The organism is Lentzea sp. NPDC051213, assembly GCF_044455585.1.
GTDB lineage: Bacteria > Actinomycetota > Actinomycetes > Mycobacteriales > Pseudonocardiaceae > Lentzea.
This window is the reverse complement of the sequence record NZ_JBITEX010000003.1, coordinates 136953-159608: the sequence shown is the minus strand read 5'-3', so window position 1 is coordinate 159608 and position 22656 is coordinate 136953. Positions and strand designations below refer to the sequence as shown.

The window sequence follows — 22656 nt, the reverse complement described above, 5'->3', positions numbered from 1 at the left end:
TGCAGCTGATGCGAAACCTTGCGCTGCGAGCTATGGTGTCGCGCTCGCGGAATCGCCCGTTCGGGCAGAGCTGCTCGAGTCGCCGAACAACACTCGACCGGGTGATTGCGTTCGGCGCTCGGACGAGTGCGACTAGTTCGTTCGGGGCCTCAAGGTCTGCTTGATCGTGCAAGGACCCACAGGAATCACCTCGTTAGCCGAATCGGACGAGGCCCCCGCGCACCTAACCTTCCGGGGTGACAACTGCGTCCCCGACTTTCACGCGTAAGAGAACCGGCGAGATCCGCGCTGTGTGCCTGGACGTCGACGACACACTTGTCGACTACAGCACTTCCTCGCGCGCCGCGTTGGCCTCGATGGTCGGTAACGCCGACGCCTGGTCGTTGTGGCAGCGAATCACCGACGACCACGTCGCCCGCCAGCTCGCCGGTGAACTCCAGTACGAGTCGATGCGCAACATCCGCACCCAAGCCTTCTTCGCCGCTCTCGGCGAGGAGCTGTCGCTCGAGGAAGCGACCCGCCGCGAACTGGCCCGCCAGGAGGTCCTCTCGGCCGGCTGGTGCCTGTTCCCGGACGTGATCCCGATGCTCGACTGGCTGCGAGCCACCGGTCTGCCCATCGCCGCGATCAGCAACGCCTCCGGCCGCCACCAGCGCGTGAAGATCGCCCAGCTCGGCCTCTCCGAGTACTTCGACGCGGTGCTGATCGCCGGCGAGGTCGGCTGCGCCAAGCCGGACCGCGTGATCTTCCACACGGCGTGCCTGGCCCTGGGCGTCCCGCCCGGCGACACGGTCCACGTGGGAGACCGCCTGCACGCCGACGCGATCGGAGCGCGCGACGCCGGAATGCACGGCGTCTGGATCAACCGGACGGGCCCGACCGGTGGCACGTTGCCCGCCGGCCTGTCCTCCATCACGGGGCTGGCGGAACTGCCAGAGCTCCTCGTCTGCGAGCTGAGCGCCGCCACCGCCTGAACGGCCTCCGAAACCGGCCCTCACCTGGCAGTTTGCCTCCAGGTGGGGGCCGATTTCACTTCTGGCAGCCCCGTGGTCTAGTATTTCTCCCGGCAGCAACGAGAGCCTCGGAACTCCTTCGGGACACCGAAGTCGATCGTGAAAGCCAATGGGGTATGGTGTAATTGGCAGCACGACTGATTCTGGTTCAGTTAGTCTAGGTTCGAGTCCTGGTACCCCAGCTGCTGCGGAAGAACTGCCTTCGGGTAACTTTCGAAGCAACTGAGCACGATGGCAAGAAAAGCTTGAAAACGAACTGAATAGCCGATTTGGACCGGACAGAATGATCTGATAAGGTTCTCCCGGCAAGAAGTTCTAGGGCCCCGTCGTCTAGCGGCCTAGGACGCCGCCCTCTCAAGGCGGTAGCGAGGGTTCGAATCCCTTCGGGGCTACAGAGGTGGTAGAGGTCTGCGAGCGGAACGCGCTCGCGGGCCTCTTTCGCTATGTCCTCTGGGGGCCGAGCCCCCAGACCCCCAGCCGGCGGGCTCCGCCCCCGGACCCCCGGTAGGTTGCCCATGATTGATGGCTGGGGCTTCGCTTCGCTCGCCATCATGGGTTGAGAGCGACTTCGCTTCGCTTGTCGAATTTGTTGGTGTGGCTGGCGTCACTTGGGCGATGTTGCGTTTGGTGAATGGGTGCGGCTGCCTATTTCGGCCGTGGTGCGCCTTCTGTCGCCGGCCTTTGTTTCGTTTCCCGTCCCGTACCTGCATTCACCGAGTCCCCCCTTTGTGTCGCCGTGTCTCCTGCTCCGCCTCAGGCGGCCACGGCGCCGTGGCCGGTTTTCGCTGTCTGAGGGGCCAGCTGAGACGGGTTCGTGTGGCGTGTCGGTCTGAAGGGGCGGCGTGTCGGAGGGGTTCTTGCGCCAGTGGCCGCCTCTCCTGGGGGAGGGCGGCCACTGGTGGGGTGGGTGTTAGAGGCGGCTTTGTAGGGCCTCGGCTGCTGCTAGTAGGTCTGCCGCCCAGCGGGCTCCTGGGCGGCGGCCCATTCGGTCTATGGGGCCGCTTACTGAGACTGCTGCTACTACGGCGCCTGAGGAGTCTCGTACTGGGGCTGAGACTGAGGCCACGCCTGGTTCTCGTTCTGCCACGCTTTGGGCCCAGCCTCGGCGGCGGACTTCCAGGAGGGTGCGTTCGCCGTAGACGGCGTCTGCCAGGACGGCGCGTTGGGTGCCTGGGTCCGACCAGGCGGCCAGGACTTTGGCGCCTGAGCCTGCCGTCATGGGGAGGCGGGCGCCGATCGGCACGGTGTCGCGCAGGCCTGACGGAGGCTCTGCCGAGGAGACGCAGACGCGTTGCATGCCGTCGCGGCGGTAGAGCTGCACGCTTTCGCCGGTGATGTCGCGCAGGCGCGGCAACACGGAGGAGGCCGCGTCCAGCAAGGGGTCTGTCGCGCCGCCGGCCAGTTCGGCCAGTGCGGCGCCTGGGCGCCAGCGGCCGTCGGAGCCTCGGCGCAGCAACCGGTGCACCTCGAGGCCCACGGCCAGGCGGTGCGCGGTTGCTCGCGGTAGGCCGGTGCGATTGCACAACTCGGCCAGGCCGCACGGATCTTTTGCTACGGCGTTCAACACGGCCACTGCCTTGTCCAGCACGCCGATCCCGCTATGCTGTCCCACAAGCCGATACTAACTTCCCAGACAGTGAGAAGTCCAGATCTGTCGGCGCGTCCATAATGTGGGAGATGTCGCGATGAGCCGCACGCTCGCGGAGAAGGTGTGGGAGGCACACGTTGTGCGCCACGGCAGTGGTGCGGAGCCGGACCTGCTCTACATCGACCTCCATCTGCTGCACGAAGTCACCAGTCCTCAGGCGTTCGACGGGTTGCGTCTCGCCGGGCGGGGGCTGAGGCGGGCCGATCTCACGATCGCCACCGAGGATCACAACGTCCCGACCGTCGACATCGACAAGCCGATCGCGGACCTCGTGTCGCGCACGCAGGTCGAGACGCTTCGCCGCAACTGCGCGGAGTTCGGGGTGCGCCTGCACCCGATGGGGGACTTCGAGCAGGGCATCGTCCACGTCGTGGGGCCGCAGCTCGGCCTCACGCAGCCGGGGATGACGGTGGTGTGCGGCGACAGTCACACGTCCACGCACGGTGCGTTCGGCGCGCTGGCGTTCGGCATCGGCACGTCCGAGGTGGAGCACGTGATGGCGACGCAGACGTTGCCGTTGCGTCCGTTCAAGACGATGGCCATCAACATCGACGGTGAGCTCGGACCGGGCGTCACGGCCAAGGACATCATTCTCGCGGTCATCGCGAAGATCGGCACGGGCGGCGGGCAGGGCTACGTGCTCGAGTACCGCGGCGCGGCGATCGAGAAGTTGTCGATGGAAGCACGCATGACGGTCTGCAACATGTCGATCGAGGCGGGCGCGCGCGCCGGCATGATCGCACCGGACCAGACGACTTTCGACTACATCGAGGGCCGTCCGCACGCGCCGTCCGGCGCGGACTGGGACACGGCCGTCGAGTACTGGAAGACGCTGCGGACTGACGACGACGCGACTTTCGATGCGGAAGTGCACCTCGACGCCAACGTCCTCACGCCGTTCGTCACGTGGGGCACGAACCCCGGACAGGGCCTGCCGCTCGGCGCGAACGTGCCGGACCCCGAGGCGATCGCGGACGAGAACGAGCGCGTGGCAGCCGAGAAGGCACTGACGTACATGGGCCTGGAGCCCGGCATGCCGCTGCGCGACATCCACGTGGACACCGTCTTCCTCGGCTCGTGCACGAACGGGCGCATCGAGGACCTGCGGGCCGCCGCGGACGTGCTGAAGGGAAAGCACGTCGCTTCTGGAGTACGGATGCTGGTCGTCCCCGGTTCGATGCGGGTGCGCAAACAGGCCGAGGACGAGGGTCTGGACAAGGTGTTCCTGGACGCGGGCGCCGAGTGGCGGCAGGCCGGCTGCTCGATGTGCCTTGGGATGAACCCGGATCAGCTCGCGCCCGGCGAACGCAGCGCGTCGACCTCCAACCGCAACTTCGAGGGCAGGCAGGGCAAGGGCGGCCGGACGCATCTCGTTTCGCCGCTCGTCGCCGCCGCCACCGCCGTGCGCGGCACCCTGTCCGCCCCCGCAGACCTGGAGAACTGAGCCATGGACGCCTTCACCACCCACACCGGCGTCGGCGTGCCGCTGCGCCGGTCCAACGTGGACACCGACCAGATCATCCCGGCCGTTTACCTCAAGCGGGTGACGCGCACCGGGTTCGAGGACGGGCTCTTCGCCGCCTGGCGCGGGGACGAGCACTTCATCCTCAACCAGGAGCCCTTCAAGTCGGGCAGCGTCCTCGTGGCGGGCCCCGACTTCGGCACCGGGTCCTCTCGGGAACACGCCGTCTGGGCGTTGATGGACTACGGCTTCCGCGTGGTCGTGTCGTCCCGCTTCGCCGACATCTTCCGGGGCAACTCGGGCAAGCAGGGGCTCGTGGCGGCGCAGTGCAGCCAGTCCGATGTCGAGTTGCTGTGGAAGCTGCTCGAGACCGAACCCGGCACGCCGGTCACCGTGGACCTCACCGACAAGACCGTTCGCGCCAAGGACTTGGTTGCCCCGTTCGAGATCGACGACTACACCCGCTGGCGCCTCCTGGAAGGCCTCGACGACATCGCTTTGACGCTGCGCCATGAGGCCGAGATCAGCGGATTCGAGGGCAATCGCCAGACTTGGCTGCCCACAACGGATCCACTTCCGGCCGTCTGAGAGGGGGCCGGATTCTCCCCTTCAGAGGGGCGAATCCGGCGCCTCCTGTCCCTCGAAGGGGCGCAATTAGCCACGCCACAACGAAAAATCTGGCGTGGCGATTGGTATTTCTTGCGATTTGGGCCTACCGTTGCGTTCTAGTCGGCCCGACGCTTAGGGCCGGGAGCGTCCTGGGAGGGACTGACGGTGAATAAGGCCCAGCTCATCGAGGCGCTCGCCGAGCGCCTTGGAGACAAGAAGACCGCCGGCGCTGCTGTTGATGGCCTCGTGGACGTGATCGTCCGCAGCGTCAACAAGGGCGAGAAGGTCAACATCACGGGCTTCGGCGTCTTCGAGAAGCGCGCCCGTGCGGCTCGCACCGCGCGCAACCCGCGCACGGGCGAGACCGTGAAGGTCAAGAAGACCAACGTGCCCGCGTTCCGCCCCGGCTCGACGTTCAAGGACGTCATCAGCGGTGCGAAGAAGCTGCCGAAGGCTGTTGCCGTGAAGGCTGCTGCCAAGCCGGCTGCTGCTGCCGCTGCGAAGCCCGCGGCTGCGAAGGCGCCTGCTACCAAGGCCGCGACGACCCGTGCGACCACCACCCGCGCGACCACGACGCGCACTCGCACGGCCGCGGCCGCCACCAAGGCGCCCGCGACCCGTCGCACCACCACGGCTGCCGCGAAGCCGGCTGCCAAGGCGCCTGCGAAGGCGACCGCCACCAAGGCTGCGGCGAAGCCGGCTGCGAAGGCCACTGCGGCCAAGAAGCCCGCTGCCAAGACGACGGCCGCAGCGAAGCCCGCTGCCAAGCCGGCCGCCAAGGCTGCTGCCAAGCCGGCTGCTCGCAAGCCTGCTGCCAAGAAGAAGTGAGACGGGCCTCCTCAGGTAGGAGGCTGCGTCACTTCGGCTCAACACGCGGAAGGCCCCGGTGTGCGCACACCGGGGCCTTCCGCGTGCCTGGGGTAAGGCGCCTGCCGAAGGCGCTGGCACGCCTGGGAAGCGTCTCGGGAGCTCGAGGAAGGCCCTGGGGCGTCAGGGAGGCCGCCGACGGGCTCGAAGAAGCTCTTGGTGCGCTTGGGAGAGATCGCCAGAAAGCCTCTGACCTGCTGGGAAGCCGACTGGTTCGCATTTGCGGACGGTGCGGCGGCAGAACATGCAGACGTACTAACGGGAACGGCCGGCACGAGGCGAGAAGGCCGGAGAAGCATCTCCGCGCGCACGTTCGGCACTGGGGAAGCGTTCAGAGTTTCTATTCGGCGGAGCTCCCGCGGTGGCGTCTCCGAACGCCCGATACACCAATAGAAATAACGCCTGCACGCCTGCGACAGCGCTCCGCACAAGCGAAACCGCCGCCTTCCCCGCCCACTTCGTTGCCTGAGGCGAACTTTCGCGGGCCGGAAAGACGGCGGTCTGAAAACGATCGGCAGAGCCCTCAGGGGCGAGGCAGCGCCGAGGCCAGGTAATGCGCCGACACCAGCGTTGGCCAGCGCGAAGGCGAGTCCGAAGTGGACCAGGTGCCGAACGGCCGGGTGAAGGCCAGCACCCACACGCTGCCCTTCTTGGACGGGGTCTCGGACTTCCGCGCACCACCGAGTTCGGCCAGCGTCTGCACCACCGACGGGATCACCCCGCCCTGTGAGGAGATGACCGCACGGCCCTCCTCGGCGGCGACCTCCAGCAGGCGCACGAGACCGGCCTCCGGGTCGGGCCAGTAGCCCTCCTCGGACAACCGAGGCTCCTCGACCATGTCCACGGCCAAATCCACGGCTACGCCTCGCACGGTGTCCGCACAACGCACCCGAGGAGCAGTGTGGACGCGCACCGGCGCCCACAGCGGTAGCAACGAACGAAGGGCCTCAGCCTGTCGCCAGCCGGCGTCGGAGAGCGGCCGCAGGTCGTCGTCATCGTCCCACTCGGACCGCTTCCCAGCCTTCGCGTGCCGCACCAGCAACACCAGCAACAGGTCGGCGGGCAGGCGAGCGAACTCCTCCAGCACGGCGCGGTCCGGTTCGTAGGTCAGCAACTCCGAAGCAGCGGCGACCGGCAGCCACCGGAGCTCGTCCACCTCTTCGTTGGCCACGAAAGAGCCGGAAACCGCCTCGGCCGCGTAGTAGTCGACCGTCTTCGGAACCGACCGAACCTCGTACGACACCTGTCGCAGGTGGCGGCCGAGCACGCAGGAGTACCCGGTCTCCTCGAGGATCTCGCGCACCGCGCAGGCGGGGACCGTCTCGCCTCGATCCAGCTTTCCCTTCGGCAGCGACCAGTCGTCATATCGCTGGCGGTGCACGATCGCGACTTCGACGTCACCGTCGGCATCGCGCCAGAGCACCGCCCCAGCAGCTTTGATCACCCAAGAGCTCCGTGCTTGTGCAGCAGTTCCATTTGGTGGTCGCGCACCGATGTCCCGTCGGACGGTGACGCTTCCCATTCTCCGTCAGCGCGCAGCACCCAGCAGCGCGTGTGCGCGTCGAGCGCCGAGTCGAACATCTCCGCCAGCTGCTTGGTCAGCCTGGGGTCGGCCACGCGCAGGGCGACCTCGACACGGCGGTCGAGGTTGCGGTGCATCATGTCCGCGCTGCCGATCCAGTACTCGTCGCCGGCGACGAAGTGGAAGATGCGCGAGTGCTCCAGGAAGCGCCCGAGGATCGAGCGCACCTGGATGTTCTCCGACAGCCCCTTGATACCCGGCTTCAGGCCGCAGATGCCGCGCACGACCACGTCGACGGGCACGCCAGCCTGCGACGCCCGGTACAGCGCGTCGATGACCTGTTCGTCCACGAGCGAGTTCACCTTGATGCGCACGCCGGAAGGTTCGCCTGCCTGGGCCTGTTCGATCTCGCGGTTGATCCGCTCCACGATGCCCTTGCGGACGCCGTACGGCGCGACCAGCAGGCTGCGGTACTCGTCCTGACGCGCGTAGCCGGTCAGCACGTTGAACAGATCGGTCAGGTCCGCGCCGATCGTCGGCTCGGCGGTCAGGATGCCGACGTCCTCGTACAACCGCGCCGTCTTCGGGTTGTAGTTGCCGGTGCCGATGTGGCAGTAGCGGCGGATCGTCGAGCCTTCCTGGCGCACCACCAAGGACGTCTTGCAGTGCGTCTTGAGGCCCACGAGGCCGTAGACCACGTGCACGCCCGCCTTCTCCAGCGTGCGGGCCCACTTGATGTTCGCCTGCTCGTCGAAGCGCGCCTTGATCTCGACCAGCGCCACGACCTGCTTGCCCGCCTCGGCCGCGTCGATGAGCGCGTCCACGATGGGCGAGTCACCCGAGGTGCGGTACAGCGTCTGCTTGATGGCGAGCACGTGCGGGTCCGCGGCGGCCTGCTCGATGAAGCGCTGCACGGACGTGGAGAACGAGTCGTACGGGTGGTGCACCAGCACGTCGCCCTCGCGCAGCGTCGCGAACACGCTCTTGGGCGTCTCGCGCTCACCGAACGCCGGGTGCGTCGCCGGCACGAACGCCGGTTCCTTCAACGTCTTGCGGTCGATGCCGTAGAGCTGCCACAGGCACGACAGGTCGAGGAGGCCGGGCACGGTCACGACGTCGTGCGGGTCGACCTCCATCTCCCGCAGCAGCAACTCGAGCATGTGCTCGGTCATGTCGTCGGCCACTTCCAGGCGCACCGGCGGCCCGAACCGGCGCCGGGCGAGCTCGCGTTCGAGCGCCTGCAACAGGTCCTCGTCGCGGTCCTCCTCGACCTCGAGGTCCGCGTTGCGCGTCACGCGGAACGCGTGGCACTCGAGGACCTCCATGCCGGTGAACAGCTCGCCCTGGTGCGCGGCGATGAGTTCCTCCAGCGGCAGGAAGGTCGCCGAGGAGGACGACCGGTCCGCCTCCACCCGAACGAGGCGCGGCACGTTGTCCGGCACCTTCACCCGGGCGAACCGCTCGCCGCCGCCCTCCGGGTCGCGCACGGTCACCGCGAGGTTCAGCGAGAGCCCGGAGATGTAGGGGAACGGGTGCGCCGGGTCGACCGCCAGCGGCGTGAGGACCGGGAAGACCTGCTCGCTGAAGTAGTTGGAGAGCCGCAGCCGGTCGTAGTCGGTGAGGTCGCCCCACGACACGATGCTGATCCGGTGCTCTTCCAGACCGGGCCGGATGTGGTCGAGGAACGCGCGGGCGTGCTGCTCCACGAGTTCCTGCGAGCGCTTGGAGATCGACACGAGCTGCTCGCGCGGCGTGAGCCCGTCCGCGCTGCGCACCGAGAGGCCGGTCTCGGCCCGGCGCTTCAGGCCAGCGACCCGGACCATGTAGAACTCGTCCAGGTTCGAGGCGAAGATCGCGAGGAACTTCGCGCGCTCCAGCAGCGGCTGCGAGGAGTCCTCGGCCAGCGCGAGCACGCGGGCGTTGAAGTCCAACCAGGACAGTTCACGGTTGAAGTACCGGTCGTCCGGCAGGTCGGTGGGCAGGATGCTCGACGTCACCGCGGGCGGCGCTGAGGGCACCCCGCGCAACGGGGCGGCGGCATCGGGCTCCCGCTGGACCTTCGCCCGCGTCGTGGAAACCCGCCTGGTCGCCGCACGAGGCTGTTTGCGCGGGGTCGCCGCCTCGGCCTTGGCTCGTGCCGCCGCGCGACGTCGAGGGGTCGCCTTGCCGTCAGAGTCGTCCTTGCTCACGACCGGCATTGTTCCGCACTATCGCCGCGAGCGCCCCTGCCCAGGACGACTGACTGGTGAACTCCTCGTCACAGAACAGGCAGGCGAAGGGCGGTGATGGCCCCGTCAGGGCTACGTTCGAGGGTCACCCGCTGGCCCGGACGCAGCATTCGCCAGCCACCCGCAGTGACTGCTTCCGCGCTCACATCGACCAGAACGCCGTCATCTCGCAGGACGACGGCGGAGCCGTCACTGTTAAACGTAGACACAGTCGCCTGCACGGAGCAGAAGCCTAGACGTTCGTCGGTACACGTCTCATTCGGCGCACTGCCAGGGTCAAGCCATGAAGGTTATTGCCACATTGACTGCGGCGACCCTGTTGGCCTTCACCACGGCAGGACTGGCAACGGCCGCGACGGCCGAACCCAAGACTCCCAAGGTGGATCAACCTCGACTGCAGGCGGCGGCCAAGAACGTGCGCCTCAAGGCCGCGCTTCCCGGTACCGAGCGGGCGATCTCGATCGCGTTCGCCCAGTACGGCAAGCGCGACGTGGCGTTCGTCAGCATGGAGACCGGGCTGAAGACGTTCGACGTCACCGACCTGGACCAGCCCAAGCTCCTCGACCACCTCACCAAGGAGGAGATGGCGCTGCCGGGCGACGACCCGACGAAGCGCTTCTGGGAGAACGAGGACATCAACGTCGACCCCAAGCGCAAGCTCGCGTTCCTCGCGCGTGAGGTCAACTCGTTCGGGCGAGCGTTGCCCGGTGACCGTCCGACCGGCAACTACATCGTGTCCGCTGTGGACCCGGCCGACCTCAAGATCCTGAGCTTCCACCGGCAGAACACCGGTCACACGTCCACGTGCATCAACGACTGCTCCTACCTGTGGACGGCCGGCCTCGACAGGTCGGACGCGAAGACCGGGCGGATCTTCGTCACGGACATCCGCGATCCGAAGAACCCGAAAGAACTCCCGGTCTCGATCGACGTCCGGGGCAAGGCGGGCCAGGGCAAGATCACGCACGACGTCCAGGTCGACGCCCAGGGCATCGCCTGGGTGGCGGGCGACGACGGCACGCGTGGCTACTGGACGCAGGGCTGGCACCGCGACCCGTTGAGCGGCAAGTACCGCGAGGCGAAGGCGTGGGACCCGGTCGCGTACGCGGGCGGCACCGTGCCGAAGGCCGACATGCCGACCTCGTTCACGCACAACTCGTTCCGGCCGATCGGCCGCACGCTCGACGACGGGCCGCGCCCCACGCCCGAGAACCCGGCGGGCAGTCTCCTGCTGCACACCGAGGAGGCGTTCGGCTCGCCCACGTGCAAGACCGAGGGCCGTTTCGTCATCTCGTCGCTCAAGGGCACGCACAACGGTGAGGGCTGGGGCGAGCAGCCCAAGGAGATGAAGACCGTCGGCATCTGGAGCCCGGACGACCAGGAGGGCACGATCCCCGGCAACGTCACGTGCTCGGCGCACTACTTCGACGTGCAGAAGCGGATCGTCGCCTACTCCTGGTACAACCAGGGCACCCGCCTGCTCGACATCTCCAACCCGGCCAAGCCGATCCAGATCGGCTACTGGCGGCCGGACACGGCCACGTCGTGGGCGCCGTACTGGCATCGCAACACGGTGTTCGTCGCGGACATCTCGCGCGGAGTCGAGATCCTCGAACTGGAGAAGGGCGCGTTCGACGCGCAGGCGAGCGGCACGAACGTGACGCTGACCGAGCACCACGCCAGGGAACTGGCCAGGGAGAGCGACCGGGAACCCGTGCCGCTCGCCCCGAACCCGTTCTACGGCTGGGCCTGCCCGATGGTCGCGAGCCGGGAGGACTCCGGCGCGGACTGCGGCGTGGGAGCCTGCGGCGCACCCTGCTGATCCTTTGCGCGCTGGCGGGCGATCACCCGGCGGCCGAGGTTGATCATCGGGATCTCCACGGTCGTGTAGAGAACGCTCGCCAGCGCCAATCCCAGCGCGGTGACCACCACGGACTGCCCGATACCGGACAAAGCGGGCCAGAAGAACGCGATGATCGTCGCCGCGATCGTCTGCACGAGGTAAAGCGAGTACGAGCGCTCACCGACGAACTGCATCGGCTTCGTGGACAGGAAAGTCGTGACCGGTCCCGGCGAGATCATCGCCGTCAGCAGCACGGCCGTGGCGAGCGCGTACACCGGAATGACCAGCACGTGGCCGGGAATTCCGTTGATCCCGTCGAGGAAACCGGCGATCGGCTTCACACCCAGATGCACGCAGATGAATCCGATTGAGACGCACAGCTGAACGACAGGATTCGTGAGCGGGCGCAGCAGTGCGAATCCGCGCTGACTGTGCAGCGCGACGGCGAGCAGCACACCGGTCAGGATCGAGAAGTAGTGCAGCGGCCAGCCGGGATTGCTGTGCGACGCGGTGAAGTTCACGACCACGAGCGCGAGCAGCATGCCGAGGGCGGCGGCACCGGCGCGGCGCTTGAGCACGACGGTGCCCAGCGCGATCGCCACCAGCGGCCAGACCAGGTAGAACTTCTGCTCGATGCCCAGCGACCACGACTGTCCGTACGGGCTGCCGCCGGCGAACTCGTTGGTGAACGTGAGGAAGTACTTGAGCGCGGGACCGATGCCGTTGCTCGTGAACGTGCCCGCGATCGCCGAGCCGGCCGCGGTCACCAGCAGGATCACGAAGTACACCGGCAGAATCCGGAACCCCCGGCGCAGGTAGAACTCCTTCAGCGAAATCCGGCCGCTGCCGCGCTCCTCGCGCAGCATCAGCGTGGTGATCAGGAATCCGCTGAGGACGAAGAACATCTGGACCCCCGCCCAGCCCTGCAGCCAATCCGGTCCCCCGTAGTGGAAGAACACCACCAGCACCGCGGCAATGGCCCGGAGGCCGTCAAGCGCGGGAAAGCGGCGCAACGCCAGGTAGTCGGCGTGCGTCAACGACTTCATGCAGGAACACCTCAGCAACGCGTCGGGGCCCGACGCCGGGGGGTACGTCGAGTTATTGAGGGATACGGATGTAAAGGTGCCGGGGTTCCCCGTCACGTTGCCCGAAACAACATTTTCGTGGCGTTCATCACTGCGTTAACAGGATTTCAACGGTGAAAGCGCCGACAGTGGTGCGGTAGCGGCCACGCGCGAACCTTGCTGTGTCAGCGCTCCGCCGTGGACCTCCAGCCAGTACGCGCCTTCGGTCGTGTGCGCGGTGGCACGGCTGCGGATGTCCGTCACGTACGACGACTCCGACTGCCAGGACACGAAGTCGCCGCTGACCCGCGGGAACACGATGCCCTCAGCCTTGGGCGGGTTCTTGATCCCGGCGAGCTCGCGCGGTTCGGTCCAGCCTTCGCGCCAGCCGTGCAGCGCATCGGCCTGCGTCCACACCACCGTGCGCCCGTCAGACGCGACGCTGTCGGGCTTGGCGTTCCTGAGCGGCTCCGGTAACGCCACCTCGGCACGGAACTTCCCGTCCTGCAGCCACATGACCGTGTCGCCGAGGAACGCGGGCTCCTTGCCCTGGCCGACGATCCTGTCCTTCTTCTTCACGAGGTCGTAGAGGTGCACGCCCTTGGCGTCGGACCAGGCGGCTTTGCCGTTGTGCACCACGGCGCCGCTGTCACCGATCCGCACGGGCGCGCCGTCGTTGCGCGAGTCCCACGCGTAGGTGGTCGTGGTGCGGTCGGAGGGGCTCGGGGTCGTGGAGAACGTCACCCAGCGGCCGTCGAACTCGACGCCGAAGAGCTGGGCGTCGTCCTGCACCGCCATGACTTGCTGGCGTTTCTTGCTGTCGCGCAGCACGAGTTCGGTGGTCCTGTTGCGCGTGGTCCTCACCAGCGTGGTGCCCGCGTCCTCGTTCGCGCCGACGATGGTCACCTGCTCGTGCGGGCCTGCCTCGCTCTTGTTGCGGGACAGCTCGTCCTTCCAGCCCTGCGGCAGGTCCACTCGGCACGACCGGAGCTTGCTCGGTGCGGTGTAGTCGGATGGCCGGTCGATCGGCACAGCGGCGACACAGCCTGCGATGGCCGTGATCGCCGCCAGCGCCATGAGCGCTCGCATCTATCTCCCAAGTCGTGATCACCCCCGTGACCCGGAAGACGCGTGAGGACTGCTCAGGTTGTCCAGGCGGGCAAGGCGTTCGCGGTGTGCACGCCGAGTCCGAGCATCACCGCGAGTCGCAGATCCTCTTCTGTGTCCACGTCACAGCGCAGCGACGGCCACGGTCCGAAGAGGGCTGCTGCGCCCGAAATCCGGTGATGGCCGGCCGACCCCACGCCGAACCGCGGGTCGAGCTCACCGCCGGGCGCGGCGAGCAACAGCGTCGTGCCGGTGCCCTGGCGGTCCGGGACGAACGCGCGCCTGCCGTCTGCCGCTTCGAGGGCGGCCTGAAGTTCGTCCGGCTTGAGAGCGGGCAGGTCGGCCTGGAGCGCGCCGACGCGTGGTGAACGGAGCATGCGCGCGCCGTGCTTCAGGGCTGCGTTGAGTCCGGGCTCCGCAGGTTCTGGCAGCGACTCGACACCCAGCGCCGCCATTTCAGACGCCACGGCCGGGTCCGATGTGATCGTGACCACGCGGCGGACTCCCGCCGTGGCCGCGGCGGCACTCACCGTGTCCATGGCGAGCGCCAGCGCCAGCGCCGCGTGCGACACCGGATCTCCACCTGTCGCGCTGGTCAGCCTGGTCTTGGCCCTGTCGAGCGTTTTGACCGGAACCACTAGGTCAACTTCATCCCGCACCTCGTCATAGTCCACGATCTGCGGACTAGTGTGTTTGCGGGCGCAGTTGACGCAGGTCATGGGAGTGAGGAGAGGCCACGTGGCCAAGAGGGAGAAGGGCGGCTTCTGGGTCGGTGTCGCCGCGGCGATCGTCTACCCGATGTCGTTCGTGCTGGGCAGGCACAAGATCCTGCACGGCGACCGCATCCCGCGCCAGGGTTCGGCGCTGCTGGTCATGAACCACATCTCGCACCTCGACCCTTGCTACGACGCGGTGTTCGTGCACCGCAGCTACCGGGTGCCGCACTTCCTCGCGAAGCACAGCCTGTGGAACGTGCCGATCATGGGCTCGATCCTGAAGGGCGCGAAGCAGATCCCGGTCTACCGGGGCAGCTCGGACGCGCAGCAGAGCCTGCGCGAGGCGCACAAGGCGCTGGAGACCGGCCAGGTGGTGGTGATCTACCCGGAGGGCACGATCACCAAGGACCCCGACGGCTGGCCCGCGAACTCCCGCACCGGCGTGGCGCGGCTCGCGCTGCAGCACGACGGCCCGGTCATCCCGGTCGCCCGCTGGGGCACGCTCGACCTCTACAACCACTACGCGAAGAAGTTCCGGCCGTTCCCGCGCAAGACGATCACCCACTTCGTCGGTGAGCCGGTCGACCTCTCCGCGTACCGCGGCAAGGAGGAGACGCTCCCGATGCTGCGCGAGGTCACCGACCTGTTGATGAACCACGTCAAGGACCACCTCGCCGAGGTACGTCAGCAGCCGGCCCCCGAGGGCTTCTACGGACCGAGGAAGGCCTGAGCGCATGGGAATCGAACGCGTTGCGGTGCTCGGCGCCGGTTCGTGGGGCACGACGTTCGCGAAGGTCGTCGCGGACTCCGGCCCCGAGGTCGTGCTGTGGGCGCGGCGCCAGGAGGTGGCCTCGCGCATCACCGAGACCCGCGTGAACGCCGACTACCTGCCCGGGATCGAACTGCCGGCGAACCTGACGGCGACGTCCGACCCGGCCAAGGCGCTGGACGGCGCGGACGCCGTGATCCTCGCGGTGCCGTCGCAGACGTTGCGCGTCAACCTGTCGGCCTGGAAGGAACTGCTGCCGCCGGACGCGACTCTGGTGTCGCTGTCCAAGGGCGTCGAGCTCGGCACGCTCAAGCGGATGAGCGAGGTGATCCGCGAGGTCGCCGGTGTCGACGAGTCGCAGGTGGCCGTCGTGTCCGGGCCGAACCTGGCCAAGGAGATCGCCGTCGGGCAGCCGACCGCGACCGTCATCGCCTGCACGGACCACAACCGCGCGGTCGACCTGCAGCAGGCGTGCTCGAACAGCTACTTCCGCCCGTACACCAACACCGACGTGGTCGGCTGCGAGCTGGGCGGGGCGTGCAAGAACGTCATCGCGCTGGCGTGCGGCATGGCCGCCGGTCTCGGGTACGGCGACAACACGATGGCGTCGATCATCACCCGCGGGCTCGCCGAGACCGCACGCCTGGGCGCGGCGCTGGGCGCCGACCCGCTGACGTTCGCCGGCCTGGCCGGGCTCGGCGACCTGGTGGCGACCTGCGCGTCGCCGTTGTCGCGCAACCGGACCTTCGGTGAGCGGCTCGGCCGGGGCGAGACGCTGGAGCAGGCGCAGGAGGCCGCGCACGGGCAGGTGGCCGAGGGCGTGAAGTCGTGCTCCTCGATCCGCGAGCTGGCGCGGGCGAACGGCGTGGACATGCCGATCACCGATGGCGTGCACATGGTGTGCCACGACGGGCTCGGCGCGCGTGACCTCGGTGCCGCGCTGCTCGGCCGCGACCGGAAGCACGAACGCCAGTGACCGAATCCTTGGGTGACGGCACGAGGGTCGTGCACGCGGTTCAGGGTGCGCCGGGCGAACCGTTCGGTGCGCAGCCGGTGTTCGCGTCGGCGTACCACCTCGGCGGGCCTGACTACTACGGCCGCGCGGGCAACCCGACGTGGCGGGCGCTGGAAGACGCGCTGGGGTCGCTGGAGGGCGGCGAGTGCGTCGTCTTCCCGTCCGGGATGGCGGCGATCTCGACGTTGCTGCGCACCGTGCTGTCCACTGGGGACACTCTGGTGCTGCCGTCGGACGGCTACTTCCTGACCCGCAAGTTCGTGTCCGAAATGGACGTCCGCGTGGTCGAGGTGCCCACCGCCGGGCCGTATCCGTCCTTCGAGGGCGTCAAGCTGGTTCTGCTGGAAACGCCGTCGAACCCCGGCCTGGACGTGTGCGACATCGCGGCCCTGGTCGACGCGGCGCACGAGGCAGGCGCGCTGGTGGCCGTGGACAACACGACCGCGACCCCGCTGGGGCAGCGGCCGTTGGAGCTGGGCGCGGACATCGTGGTGGCCTCGGACACCAAGGCGGTCGCGGGCCACAGCGATGTCCTTTTCGGACACGTGACGATGGCTTCCGCGGAGCTGGCGACCAAGGTGCGGGCCGCGCGGACCATGTCCGGCGCGATCCCCGGCCCGTTCGAGACCTGGCTCGCGTTGCGCGGCCTGGGAACCCTCGACCTGAGGCTGGCGCGGCAGGCGGAGAACGCGGCGGCGATCTACGAGTTGCTGAAGGGCCGCGTGGCCGGGTTGCGCTGGCCCGGCGCGTCCGACGATCCCGCGTACCTCGTGGCGGCGCAGCAGATGCGGCGGTTCAACGGCGTGCTGACGTTCGAACTTCCCGATGTGGCAGCGGTCGACGAGTTCCTGGCGCGCTCGAAGCTGGTGTCGGCGGCGACGTCGTTCGGTGGCCTGCACTCCACGGCGGACCGGCGCGCCCAGTTCGGCGACCCGGTGCCCGAGGGACTCGTCCGTTTCTCGGCTGGCTGTGAGGACACTCGGGATCTGGTCGCGGACGTGTCCCACGCTTTGGGACTGGATTGACGGAGGGTCCCGGTTCCGGGACCCTCTGCGTCATGTCCTTCAACGCATGTTGCTGTTGTACCCGGCGATAGTCCCGCGTCCTCTTTTCGCGCACTCGCCCGGTAAGGACTTTTCCCCGATGTTCGCCGTTCCTGAGAACAGCGTCGTTCTGCCTGAAAACACCCACCTGCTGCACCCGGTCCGGGTAGCGCTCGCGTGGGCGGCCGACCGCGACCGCTGGAAGCACCTGCTCCGGTACGACCCGGAAGAGCGCTTCTCGGCGTTGGTCGACAAGACCGCCGACCAGGAGATCTGGCTGATGAGCTGGCTCCCCGGCCAGGTCGCCTCGCTGCACGACCACGACACGACCTCCGGTGCGTTCACCGTGGTCAGCGGCCTGCTGACCGAGGTGGTGACGACTCGCATTCAGGTCGTGCACTCACTTCACGCCGGTCAGTCACGCGTGTGGGGGCCGGGCTACGTGCACCAGGTGCGCAACGACGGTGTGGATCCGGCCGTGTCGATCCACGTCTACCGCCACGGCACACGCGCCATGACCCCGTACCGCTACGACCCGGTCAACGGCCCCGTGCGCTGACGTGCGGCGGGACGGCCTTGTCCGTCTCGTGCGGCACCGGCGCGCCCCACGTCGTGACGAGCGGCATGTGCCCGGCCCACACGAGGTTCGCCTCGAGGTCGGACGGCTCCTCGCCGGGCCCGCCGTCGCGCACCTTCACGCTGGCCTCGGTGAGGTCGATCTCCAGCGCGGCCGTCTGCGCCAGCTCCTTCTTGGACGGGCTGCGCGCGTAGTCCCAGCTGCCCGGCGTGACGTGCTCGACGATCGTGCGAAGGGCGTGCTCGGGGTCCTCGGCGATCTTCGCGGTGCCGTGGATGATCGCCGAGCGGTAGTTCATCGAGTGGTGGAAGACCGAGCGCGAGTAGACGACGCCGTCCACGAGCGTGACGGCCACGCAAACGTCCTTGCCTTCGAGCATGCTCCTGATGGACCGTGATCCGGTCGACCCGTGCAGGAAGATGCGGTTGCCGTCCCGCCCGTACGCGGTCGGGATGAGGAACGGCGCACCGTCGACCTCCACGGCGAGGTGACAGACCAGGCCGGCGTCGAGGATGTCGTAGAGCACCTGGCGGTCTTCGACGGCCCGCTTCTTGCCGCGGACGGGCGTGCTGCGCGGGGTGGGGGAGAGCTGCAGGTCAGCGGTCATGCTCCCACTGTGCTGCCTGAAGTGGCATCATTGAAGCGCCAGTTTCCATCGATATGAGAAGGCCACTTTGCCGGAGACCGCGCTGCCCGTAGCCCTCGACCGCGAGTCCGCCGAACCCCTCGCCGTCCAGCTGGCCGACGCCCTGCGCTCCGCCGCCTCGGAAGGCAGGCTCCGCGCGGGCGACCGCCTCCCGTCCACGCGAGCGCTGGCCGAATCGCTCGGTGTGTCCCGCACCGTCACGGCCGCCGCCTACGAGCAGCTCCACGCGGAAGGCTGGATCGCGGGCCGGCACGGTTCCGGCACCTACGTCACCACGACCCCGCCCGGCTCGCTGCGCAAACGTGTGCGCAAGCCGGTGGCCCCCGCCGTCACCGACTTCGTCGACCTGGGCACCGGCGCGCCGTGGGCGAGCGGCCTCGACCGCGCGGCCTGGCGCAGGGCGTGGCGCGCCGCGGCCGACACACCTCCGTTGTCCCGCCCCGAGCGCGCCGGCCTGCCCGAGTACCGGGAGGTCATCGCCGAGCACCTGCTGCGCCACCGCGGTCTGGCCGTCAACGCCGATCCGGTGCTGGCCACCGGCGGCACCACCGCGATGCTGACCGAGATCGCGGTCGCGGTGCTCAAGCGCGGCGATGTCGTGGCCGTGGAAGAACCCGGCTACCAACGCGCGGTGGGGGTCTTCCGGGCCAACGGCCTGAAGGTCGTCCAGGCGGCGGTGGACGCCGAGGGCCTGCTTCCCGATGCCGTTCCGGCGGGCGTGCGGGCTGTCTACTGCTCGCCAGCCCACCAGTACCCGCTGGGCGGCCGCATGTCCGCGGGCCGGCGGGTCGCGCTCGTCGAACGGGCGCGCAAGGACGGCTGGCTCGTCATCGAGGACGACTACGACGGTGAGCTGCGCTACGACGTGGCACCGCTGCCGTCACTGGCCGCGCTCGCCCCGGACGTCGTGGTCCACCTCGGTACCACGAGCAAGATCCTCACCCCGACGCTGGGCGCGGGCTGGATGGTCGCGCCCGAGCACATCGCCACGGCCGTCCTGGAGCACCGCGATCTCACCGGCACCAGCCCGTCGGCCGCGGGCCAGCGGGTCGTCGTCGAGCTCGCCAGGACCGGCGACCTCGGCCGGCACCTGCGCAAACTGCGCCGGGAGCTGTCCGAGCGCCGGGCGTTGATCATCGGCACGTTCGCGGAGGCGGGCATCGAGGTGCTCGGCGACGACGCGGGCGCGCACGTCGTGGTGTTGCTGCCCAGCGCCGAACAGGAGCGCGAGGTCATGAAGCAGGCGCTCGAAAGAGGCCTGCGGGTAGACGGTCTCGGACGGCACTTCGTCAACCGGGCGAGGTGGCACGGGCTCGCGATCGGTTACAGCGCGTGCTCACGAGAACAGCTGATCAGCGCGCTGCCCCAGCTCACTGAACTGCTCAGTAGGCACAATCGCCCAAACGGGTAGGGTCGGGCCCCATGACGCAGCGCAAGACGAGGGTGGCCGTGGTGTTCGGCGGCCGCAGCTCCGAGCACGAAGTCTCCTGTCAGTCCGCCAAGAGCGTCCTGCCGTACCTGGACCAGGACCGCTTCGAGGTGGTGCCGATCGGCATCACACCGCAGGGACAGTGGGCACTCGGCACGGACCCGAAGGCGCTGGACCGCGGTGCGGGCAACCTCCCGACGCTGCGCAACAAGACCGGCCTGACCCCGATCGAACCGGGCCAGGCGCTCGCGGACGTCGACGTCGTGTTCCCGCTGCTGCACGGCGCGTGGGGTGAGGACGGCACCATCCAGGGCCTGCTGGAGCTCGGCGGCCTCCCGTACGTCGGCCCCGGCGTGTTCGCCAGCGCCGCCGCCATGGACAAGGTGTTCGCCAAGAAGATCCTCCACGCAGAGGGCCTGCCGGTCGGCAAGTTCGTCGCACTCGACCGCGCCGCCACCACGCTGACCCTCGACGAGCGCGAGTACCTCGGCCTGCCGGTGTTCGTGAAGCCGTCGCGCGCGGGGTCGTCCGTCGGCATCTCCAAGATCAGCGACTGGGCCGGGCTCGACGCCGCCATCTTCGAGGCGCGCCAGCACGATCCCAAGGTCATCATCGAGGCCGCCGTGCCGAACGTGCGCGAGATCGAGCTCGCGGTGCTGGAGTTCCCGGACGGCCGCGTCGAGGCGTCGCTGCCCGCCGAGCTGCGGCCGGTCGGCGAGGGCGTCGAGTGGTACGACTTCAACGCCAAGTACGTCGACGACTCCTACGAGGCCGACATCCCGGCGAAGCTGGACGACGACATCACCGCGCAGCTGCGGGAGATGGCCGTCACGGCGTTCAAGGCGCTCGACTGCCAGGGGCTGTCCAGGGTGGACTTCTTCCTCACCGAGCAGAACGAGCTCATCATCAACGAGCTCAACACGATGCCCGGTTTCACGCCGATCTCCATGTACCCCAAGGCGTGGGAGGCGACCGGCGTGGACTTCGCGACGCTGCTGACAACGTTGATCGACACGGCGATCGCACGCGGCTCAGGCCTGCGTTAGTGCTGTGATCGCCAACCTTCGCCGCGTCTTCCGGCGCTCAGCAGGGCGCCTCGCGGCACCGGCCCCGCGCCCCCGTACAACGAGTACGAGGACGCGGGGCCGGCACCACGATGCACCCGTCTGACCACCGAAATACGGGGCAAAGGCTGACGATCACAGCACTAGGGCGAGGTCTTGACCGGCTGCTTCGGCAGCAGGTCGCGCACCGTCGTCGAGATGTCCTGCAACGGCCCGGTGCCCGCGTCGTCGGGCACCGTCAGCGCCACGTACGCGCCGCGGTCGACGATCACCCAGGTGGAGCTGCCGGAACCGGGGAGCTGCAGCCACTGGACGTCCGAGATCACCCGCAGCTGCGAGGTCTGCGAGAGCTCGGCCGGCCGCGGCAACCCGCAGCGCAGGACCACCGGATCGTGTTTGGCGTCACCCCACGCGACGGCCGCGGGCGGCGCCGGTGTGGCGATCTCCCTGCGCGGCAGCATGTCCTTCCCGGACGGCAGCCCGACCGGGAGCTTCTCGACGAGCGACGTGCACTCGGGCGAGCCGGCCGCGGGGGCGTCGATCGAGACCAGCGCCAGTGGGCCCGTGCGGCCGGGCACGTCCTCGGTCTGGTTTCCCGTGCCCAGCACGAGACCGAGGGCGGCGACGCCGATGGCGAGCAGCACAGCGAGCCCGACCGCCGCGAGCAGCGGCCGGGACAGCGCCGACGTGGATTCCTGCTGAGTCACCCGGTTATGACAACACGGGCTAGAGGTGCACCACCGGGCAGGTCAGTGTCCGGGTGATTCCCTCGACGTTCTGGATGCGCGCGACCACGAGCTGGCCGAGCTGGTCGACGGTCTCCGCCTCTGCGCGGACGATGACGTCGTAAGGCCCGGTGACGTCTTCGGCGGTGGCGACCCCGGCGATCCCGGAGATCTCGGAGGCGACTGCAGCGGCCTTGCCGACCTCGGTCTGGATGAGGATGTATGCATGCACCACGGCGTGCCCCTTCGTCGCGACAGGTTGGGTCGAGGTAGGAACGTGTCACGCAACGTACCCCAGTTGGGGTTCCGAATGCTCAGATTGGGAGGCAACTTTGCGCCCGGAGCCGCCGCGCGACGCGGAGACGGTCGCCGAAGTGGGTGAGTTCAATCTCATCCACCGGGTGACGACCGGTCGGGCGCAACCCGAGACGACGATCCTCGGGCCGGGTGACGACGCGGCCGTGGTCGCCGTCCCGGACGGGCGTGTCGTCGCGTCGGTGGACCTGCTGGTCGAGGGTGTCCACTTCAGACTCGACTGGTCCAGTCCCGAGCAGGTGGGCCGAAAAGCGGCCGCCGTGAATCTCGCGGACGTCGTCGCGATGGGAGCGTTGCCGTCGGCTCTGCTGGTCGGGTTCGCCTGCCCGGCCGACACCCCCGCGTCGATTGTGGAGGGGATCATGTCGGGTCTCTGGCAGGAAGCGGCGAAGGCCGGCGCCGGCATCGTCGGTGGCGACATGGTCAGCTCCGCGACGTTGGTGATCTCCATCACGGCCATGGGCGACATGAACGGACTTGAGCCGGTCACACGTTCTGGCGCACTGGTCGGCGATGTCGTCGCGGTGACAGGACGGCTCGGCTGGGCCGCAGCGGGACTGGCCGTGCTCGGCCGCGGTTTCCGTTCCCCGGTCGGCATTGTGAACGCCCAGCGCACCCCGGAGCCGCCCTACGAGGAAGGCCCCAGGGCGGCGGAGGCGGGCGCCACGTCGATGATCGACGTCTCGGACGGCCTGCTGCAGGACCTCGGCCACATCGCCGACTCCTCGGGCGTGGCGATCGACATCCGCACCGAACTGCTGCCGCTGCACTCGCGCCTGCTCGACGTCGCGTCGGCACTCGGCGGCGACGCGCGCCACTGGGCGCTGACCGGCGGCGAAGATCACGCTCTCGCCGCGACCTTCCCCGGTCCGAAGTCGGTTCCGCCAGGCTGGACGACCATCGGCACGGTCCGCGCGGGCGACGGCGTCACCGTCGACGGCAGGACGTACGAAAAACCCCCTGGCTGGGAGCACTGGCGCGCGTAAACTGACCG

Annotated in this window: 21 protein-coding genes and 2 tRNA genes; 14 read left to right on the top strand and 9 right to left on the bottom strand. The window is 68.6% G+C overall.

What is annotated here, in order from left to right; genetic code table 11:
• Positions 1-236: 236 nt before the first annotated feature.
• From ACIA8G_RS14230 to ACIA8G_RS14220, 3 genes are all read left to right on the top strand, one after another.
• Complete coding sequence (locus ACIA8G_RS14230) at positions 237-974, top strand: HAD family hydrolase (protein WP_396418856.1); 738 nt, start codon at positions 237-239, stop codon at positions 972-974.
• A 149-nt stretch (positions 975-1123) separates the two neighbouring features.
• Positions 1124-1195 (top strand) — tRNA-Gln (locus ACIA8G_RS14225).
• Positions 1196-1332: 137 nt separating this feature from the next.
• Positions 1333-1405, top strand: a tRNA-Glu gene (locus tag ACIA8G_RS14220).
• Between the two features lie 518 nt (positions 1406-1923).
• Here the strand turns inward: ACIA8G_RS14220 and ACIA8G_RS14215 are convergent.
• Positions 1924-2625, bottom strand: coding sequence for an IclR family transcriptional regulator (locus ACIA8G_RS14215; RefSeq protein WP_053736944.1), 702 nt, complete (start codon positions 2623-2625; stop codon positions 1924-1926).
• Positions 2626-2698: 73 nt separating this feature from the next.
• Here ACIA8G_RS14215 and leuC point away from each other — a divergent pair, with 73 nt between their 5' ends.
• The 3 genes from leuC to ACIA8G_RS14200 all read left to right on the top strand — a co-directional run bounded on the left by leuC (position 2699) and on the right by ACIA8G_RS14200 (position 5560).
• Entirely contained in the window at positions 2699-4105 is a 1407-nt protein-coding gene (leuC, locus tag ACIA8G_RS14210; RefSeq protein ID WP_396418855.1) for a 3-isopropylmalate dehydratase large subunit, read from the top strand.
• 3 nt (positions 4106-4108) lie between these two features.
• Entirely contained in the window at positions 4109-4711 is a 603-nt protein-coding gene (leuD, locus tag ACIA8G_RS14205; RefSeq protein WP_396418854.1) for a 3-isopropylmalate dehydratase small subunit, read from the top strand.
• A gap of 186 nt (positions 4712-4897) precedes the next feature.
• Complete coding sequence (locus ACIA8G_RS14200) at positions 4898-5560, top strand: HU family DNA-binding protein (protein WP_396418853.1); 663 nt, start codon at positions 4898-4900, stop codon at positions 5558-5560.
• Between the two features lie 562 nt (positions 5561-6122).
• Here the strand turns inward: ACIA8G_RS14200 and ACIA8G_RS14195 are convergent.
• Together ACIA8G_RS14195 and ACIA8G_RS14190 are read right to left on the bottom strand one after the other, a co-directional pair.
• The gene (locus ACIA8G_RS14195; protein WP_396419659.1) at positions 6123-7040 is read right to left on the bottom strand and encodes an NUDIX domain-containing protein; all 918 of its coding nucleotides are present in this window, start codon (positions 7038-7040) and stop codon (positions 6123-6125) included.
• Complete coding sequence (locus ACIA8G_RS14190; RefSeq protein ID WP_396418852.1) at positions 7040-9319, bottom strand: RNA degradosome polyphosphate kinase; 2280 nt, start codon at positions 9317-9319, stop codon at positions 7040-7042. The genes ACIA8G_RS14195 and ACIA8G_RS14190 overlap by 1 nt, the downstream gene beginning before the upstream one ends.
• 409 nt (positions 9320-9728) lie before the next feature.
• Here ACIA8G_RS14190 and ACIA8G_RS14185 point away from each other — a divergent pair, with 409 nt between their 5' ends.
• Entirely contained in the window at positions 9729-11171 is a 1443-nt protein-coding gene (locus tag ACIA8G_RS14185) for an LVIVD repeat-containing protein (RefSeq protein WP_396418851.1), read from the top strand.
• On the opposite strand, the gene ACIA8G_RS14180 is transcribed toward ACIA8G_RS14185, so the two are convergent.
• From ACIA8G_RS14180 to cofC, 3 genes are all read right to left on the bottom strand, one after another.
• Positions 11087-12238, bottom strand: coding sequence for an acyltransferase family protein (locus ACIA8G_RS14180; RefSeq protein WP_396418850.1), 1152 nt, complete (start codon positions 12236-12238; stop codon positions 11087-11089). The two genes, ACIA8G_RS14185 and ACIA8G_RS14180, sit on opposite strands and share 85 nt — an antisense overlap.
• 135 nt (positions 12239-12373) lie before the next feature.
• A complete protein-coding gene (locus ACIA8G_RS14175; protein WP_396418849.1) occupies positions 12374-13345 on the bottom strand; it encodes a hypothetical protein in 972 nt (323 codons plus the stop codon).
• Positions 13346-13398: 53 nt separating this feature from the next.
• A complete protein-coding gene (cofC, locus tag ACIA8G_RS14170) occupies positions 13399-14022 on the bottom strand; it encodes a 2-phospho-L-lactate guanylyltransferase (protein ID WP_396418848.1) in 624 nt (207 codons plus the stop codon).
• A 79-nt stretch (positions 14023-14101) separates the two neighbouring features.
• Between cofC and ACIA8G_RS14165 the strand changes: the two genes are divergently transcribed.
• From ACIA8G_RS14165 to ACIA8G_RS14150, 4 genes are all read left to right on the top strand, one after another.
• Complete coding sequence (locus ACIA8G_RS14165) at positions 14102-14809, top strand: lysophospholipid acyltransferase family protein (protein WP_396418847.1); 708 nt, start codon at positions 14102-14104, stop codon at positions 14807-14809.
• A gap of 4 nt (positions 14810-14813) precedes the next feature.
• On the top strand, positions 14814-15824 hold the full coding sequence (locus ACIA8G_RS14160; protein WP_396418846.1) for an NAD(P)H-dependent glycerol-3-phosphate dehydrogenase: 1011 nt from the start codon (positions 14814-14816) through the stop codon (positions 15822-15824).
• The gene (locus ACIA8G_RS14155) at positions 15821-16888 is read left to right on the top strand and encodes a cystathionine gamma-lyase (protein ID WP_396418845.1); all 1068 of its coding nucleotides are present in this window, start codon (positions 15821-15823) and stop codon (positions 16886-16888) included. Before ACIA8G_RS14160 ends, ACIA8G_RS14155 begins: the two co-directional genes overlap by 4 nt.
• Positions 16889-17006: 118 nt before the next feature.
• Positions 17007-17465, top strand: a complete 459-nt coding sequence (locus ACIA8G_RS14150; RefSeq protein WP_396418844.1) for a cysteine dioxygenase — start codon at positions 17007-17009, stop codon at positions 17463-17465.
• Here ACIA8G_RS14150 and ACIA8G_RS14145 read toward each other — a convergent pair.
• On the bottom strand, positions 17446-18090 hold the full coding sequence (locus tag ACIA8G_RS14145) for a pyridoxamine 5'-phosphate oxidase family protein (RefSeq protein WP_396418843.1): 645 nt from the start codon (positions 18088-18090) through the stop codon (positions 17446-17448). The genes ACIA8G_RS14150 and ACIA8G_RS14145 overlap by 20 nt on opposite strands.
• Before the next feature lie 67 nt (positions 18091-18157).
• On the opposite strand from ACIA8G_RS14145, the gene ACIA8G_RS14140 reads away from it, so the two are divergent.
• On the top strand, positions 18158-19540 hold the full coding sequence (locus ACIA8G_RS14140) for a PLP-dependent aminotransferase family protein (protein WP_396418842.1): 1383 nt from the start codon (positions 18158-18160) through the stop codon (positions 19538-19540).
• An 11-nt stretch (positions 19541-19551) separates the two neighbouring features.
• The gene (locus tag ACIA8G_RS14135) at positions 19552-20604 is read left to right on the top strand and encodes a D-alanine--D-alanine ligase family protein (protein WP_396418841.1); all 1053 of its coding nucleotides are present in this window, start codon (positions 19552-19554) and stop codon (positions 20602-20604) included.
• Between the two features lie 161 nt (positions 20605-20765).
• On the opposite strand, the gene ACIA8G_RS14130 is transcribed toward ACIA8G_RS14135, so the two are convergent.
• Both ACIA8G_RS14130 and ACIA8G_RS14125 read right to left on the bottom strand, forming a co-directional pair.
• Positions 20766-21329, bottom strand: a complete 564-nt coding sequence (locus ACIA8G_RS14130) for a DUF3515 domain-containing protein (protein WP_396418840.1) — start codon at positions 21327-21329, stop codon at positions 20766-20768.
• A 19-nt stretch (positions 21330-21348) separates the two neighbouring features.
• The gene (locus tag ACIA8G_RS14125) at positions 21349-21582 is read right to left on the bottom strand and encodes an Lrp/AsnC ligand binding domain-containing protein (protein ID WP_030467939.1); all 234 of its coding nucleotides are present in this window, start codon (positions 21580-21582) and stop codon (positions 21349-21351) included.
• A 97-nt stretch (positions 21583-21679) separates the two neighbouring features.
• Between ACIA8G_RS14125 and ACIA8G_RS14120 the strand changes: the two genes are divergently transcribed.
• A complete protein-coding gene (locus ACIA8G_RS14120) occupies positions 21680-22648 on the top strand; it encodes a thiamine-phosphate kinase (protein ID WP_396418839.1) in 969 nt (322 codons plus the stop codon).
• The last annotated feature ends 8 nt before the right edge of the window (positions 22649-22656 follow it).

Excerpts from the sequence above, each read along its gene's own strand:
- leuC (WP_396418855.1), top strand. The coding sequence starts at position 2,699 with ATGAGCCGCACGCTCGCGGAGAAGGTGTGGGAGGCACACGTTGTGCGC.
- leuD (WP_396418854.1), top strand. The coding sequence starts at position 4,109 with ATGGACGCCTTCACCACCCACACCGGCGTCGGCGTGCCGCTGCGCCGG.
- ACIA8G_RS14190 (WP_396418852.1), bottom strand. The coding sequence starts at position 9,319 with ATGCCGGTCGTGAGCAAGGACGACTCTGACGGCAAGGCGACCCCTCGA.
- ACIA8G_RS14180 (WP_396418850.1), bottom strand. The coding sequence starts at position 12,238 with ATGAAGTCGTTGACGCACGCCGACTACCTGGCGTTGCGCCGCTTTCCC.
- ACIA8G_RS14175 (WP_396418849.1), bottom strand. The coding sequence starts at position 13,345 with ATGCGAGCGCTCATGGCGCTGGCGGCGATCACGGCCATCGCAGGCTGT.
- ACIA8G_RS14160 (WP_396418846.1), top strand. The coding sequence starts at position 14,814 with ATGGGAATCGAACGCGTTGCGGTGCTCGGCGCCGGTTCGTGGGGCACG.
- ACIA8G_RS14150 (WP_396418844.1), top strand. The coding sequence starts at position 17,007 with ATGTTCGCCGTTCCTGAGAACAGCGTCGTTCTGCCTGAAAACACCCAC.
- ACIA8G_RS14145 (WP_396418843.1), bottom strand. The coding sequence starts at position 18,090 with ATGACCGCTGACCTGCAGCTCTCCCCCACCCCGCGCAGCACGCCCGTC.
- ACIA8G_RS14135 (WP_396418841.1), top strand. The coding sequence starts at position 19,552 with ATGACGCAGCGCAAGACGAGGGTGGCCGTGGTGTTCGGCGGCCGCAGC.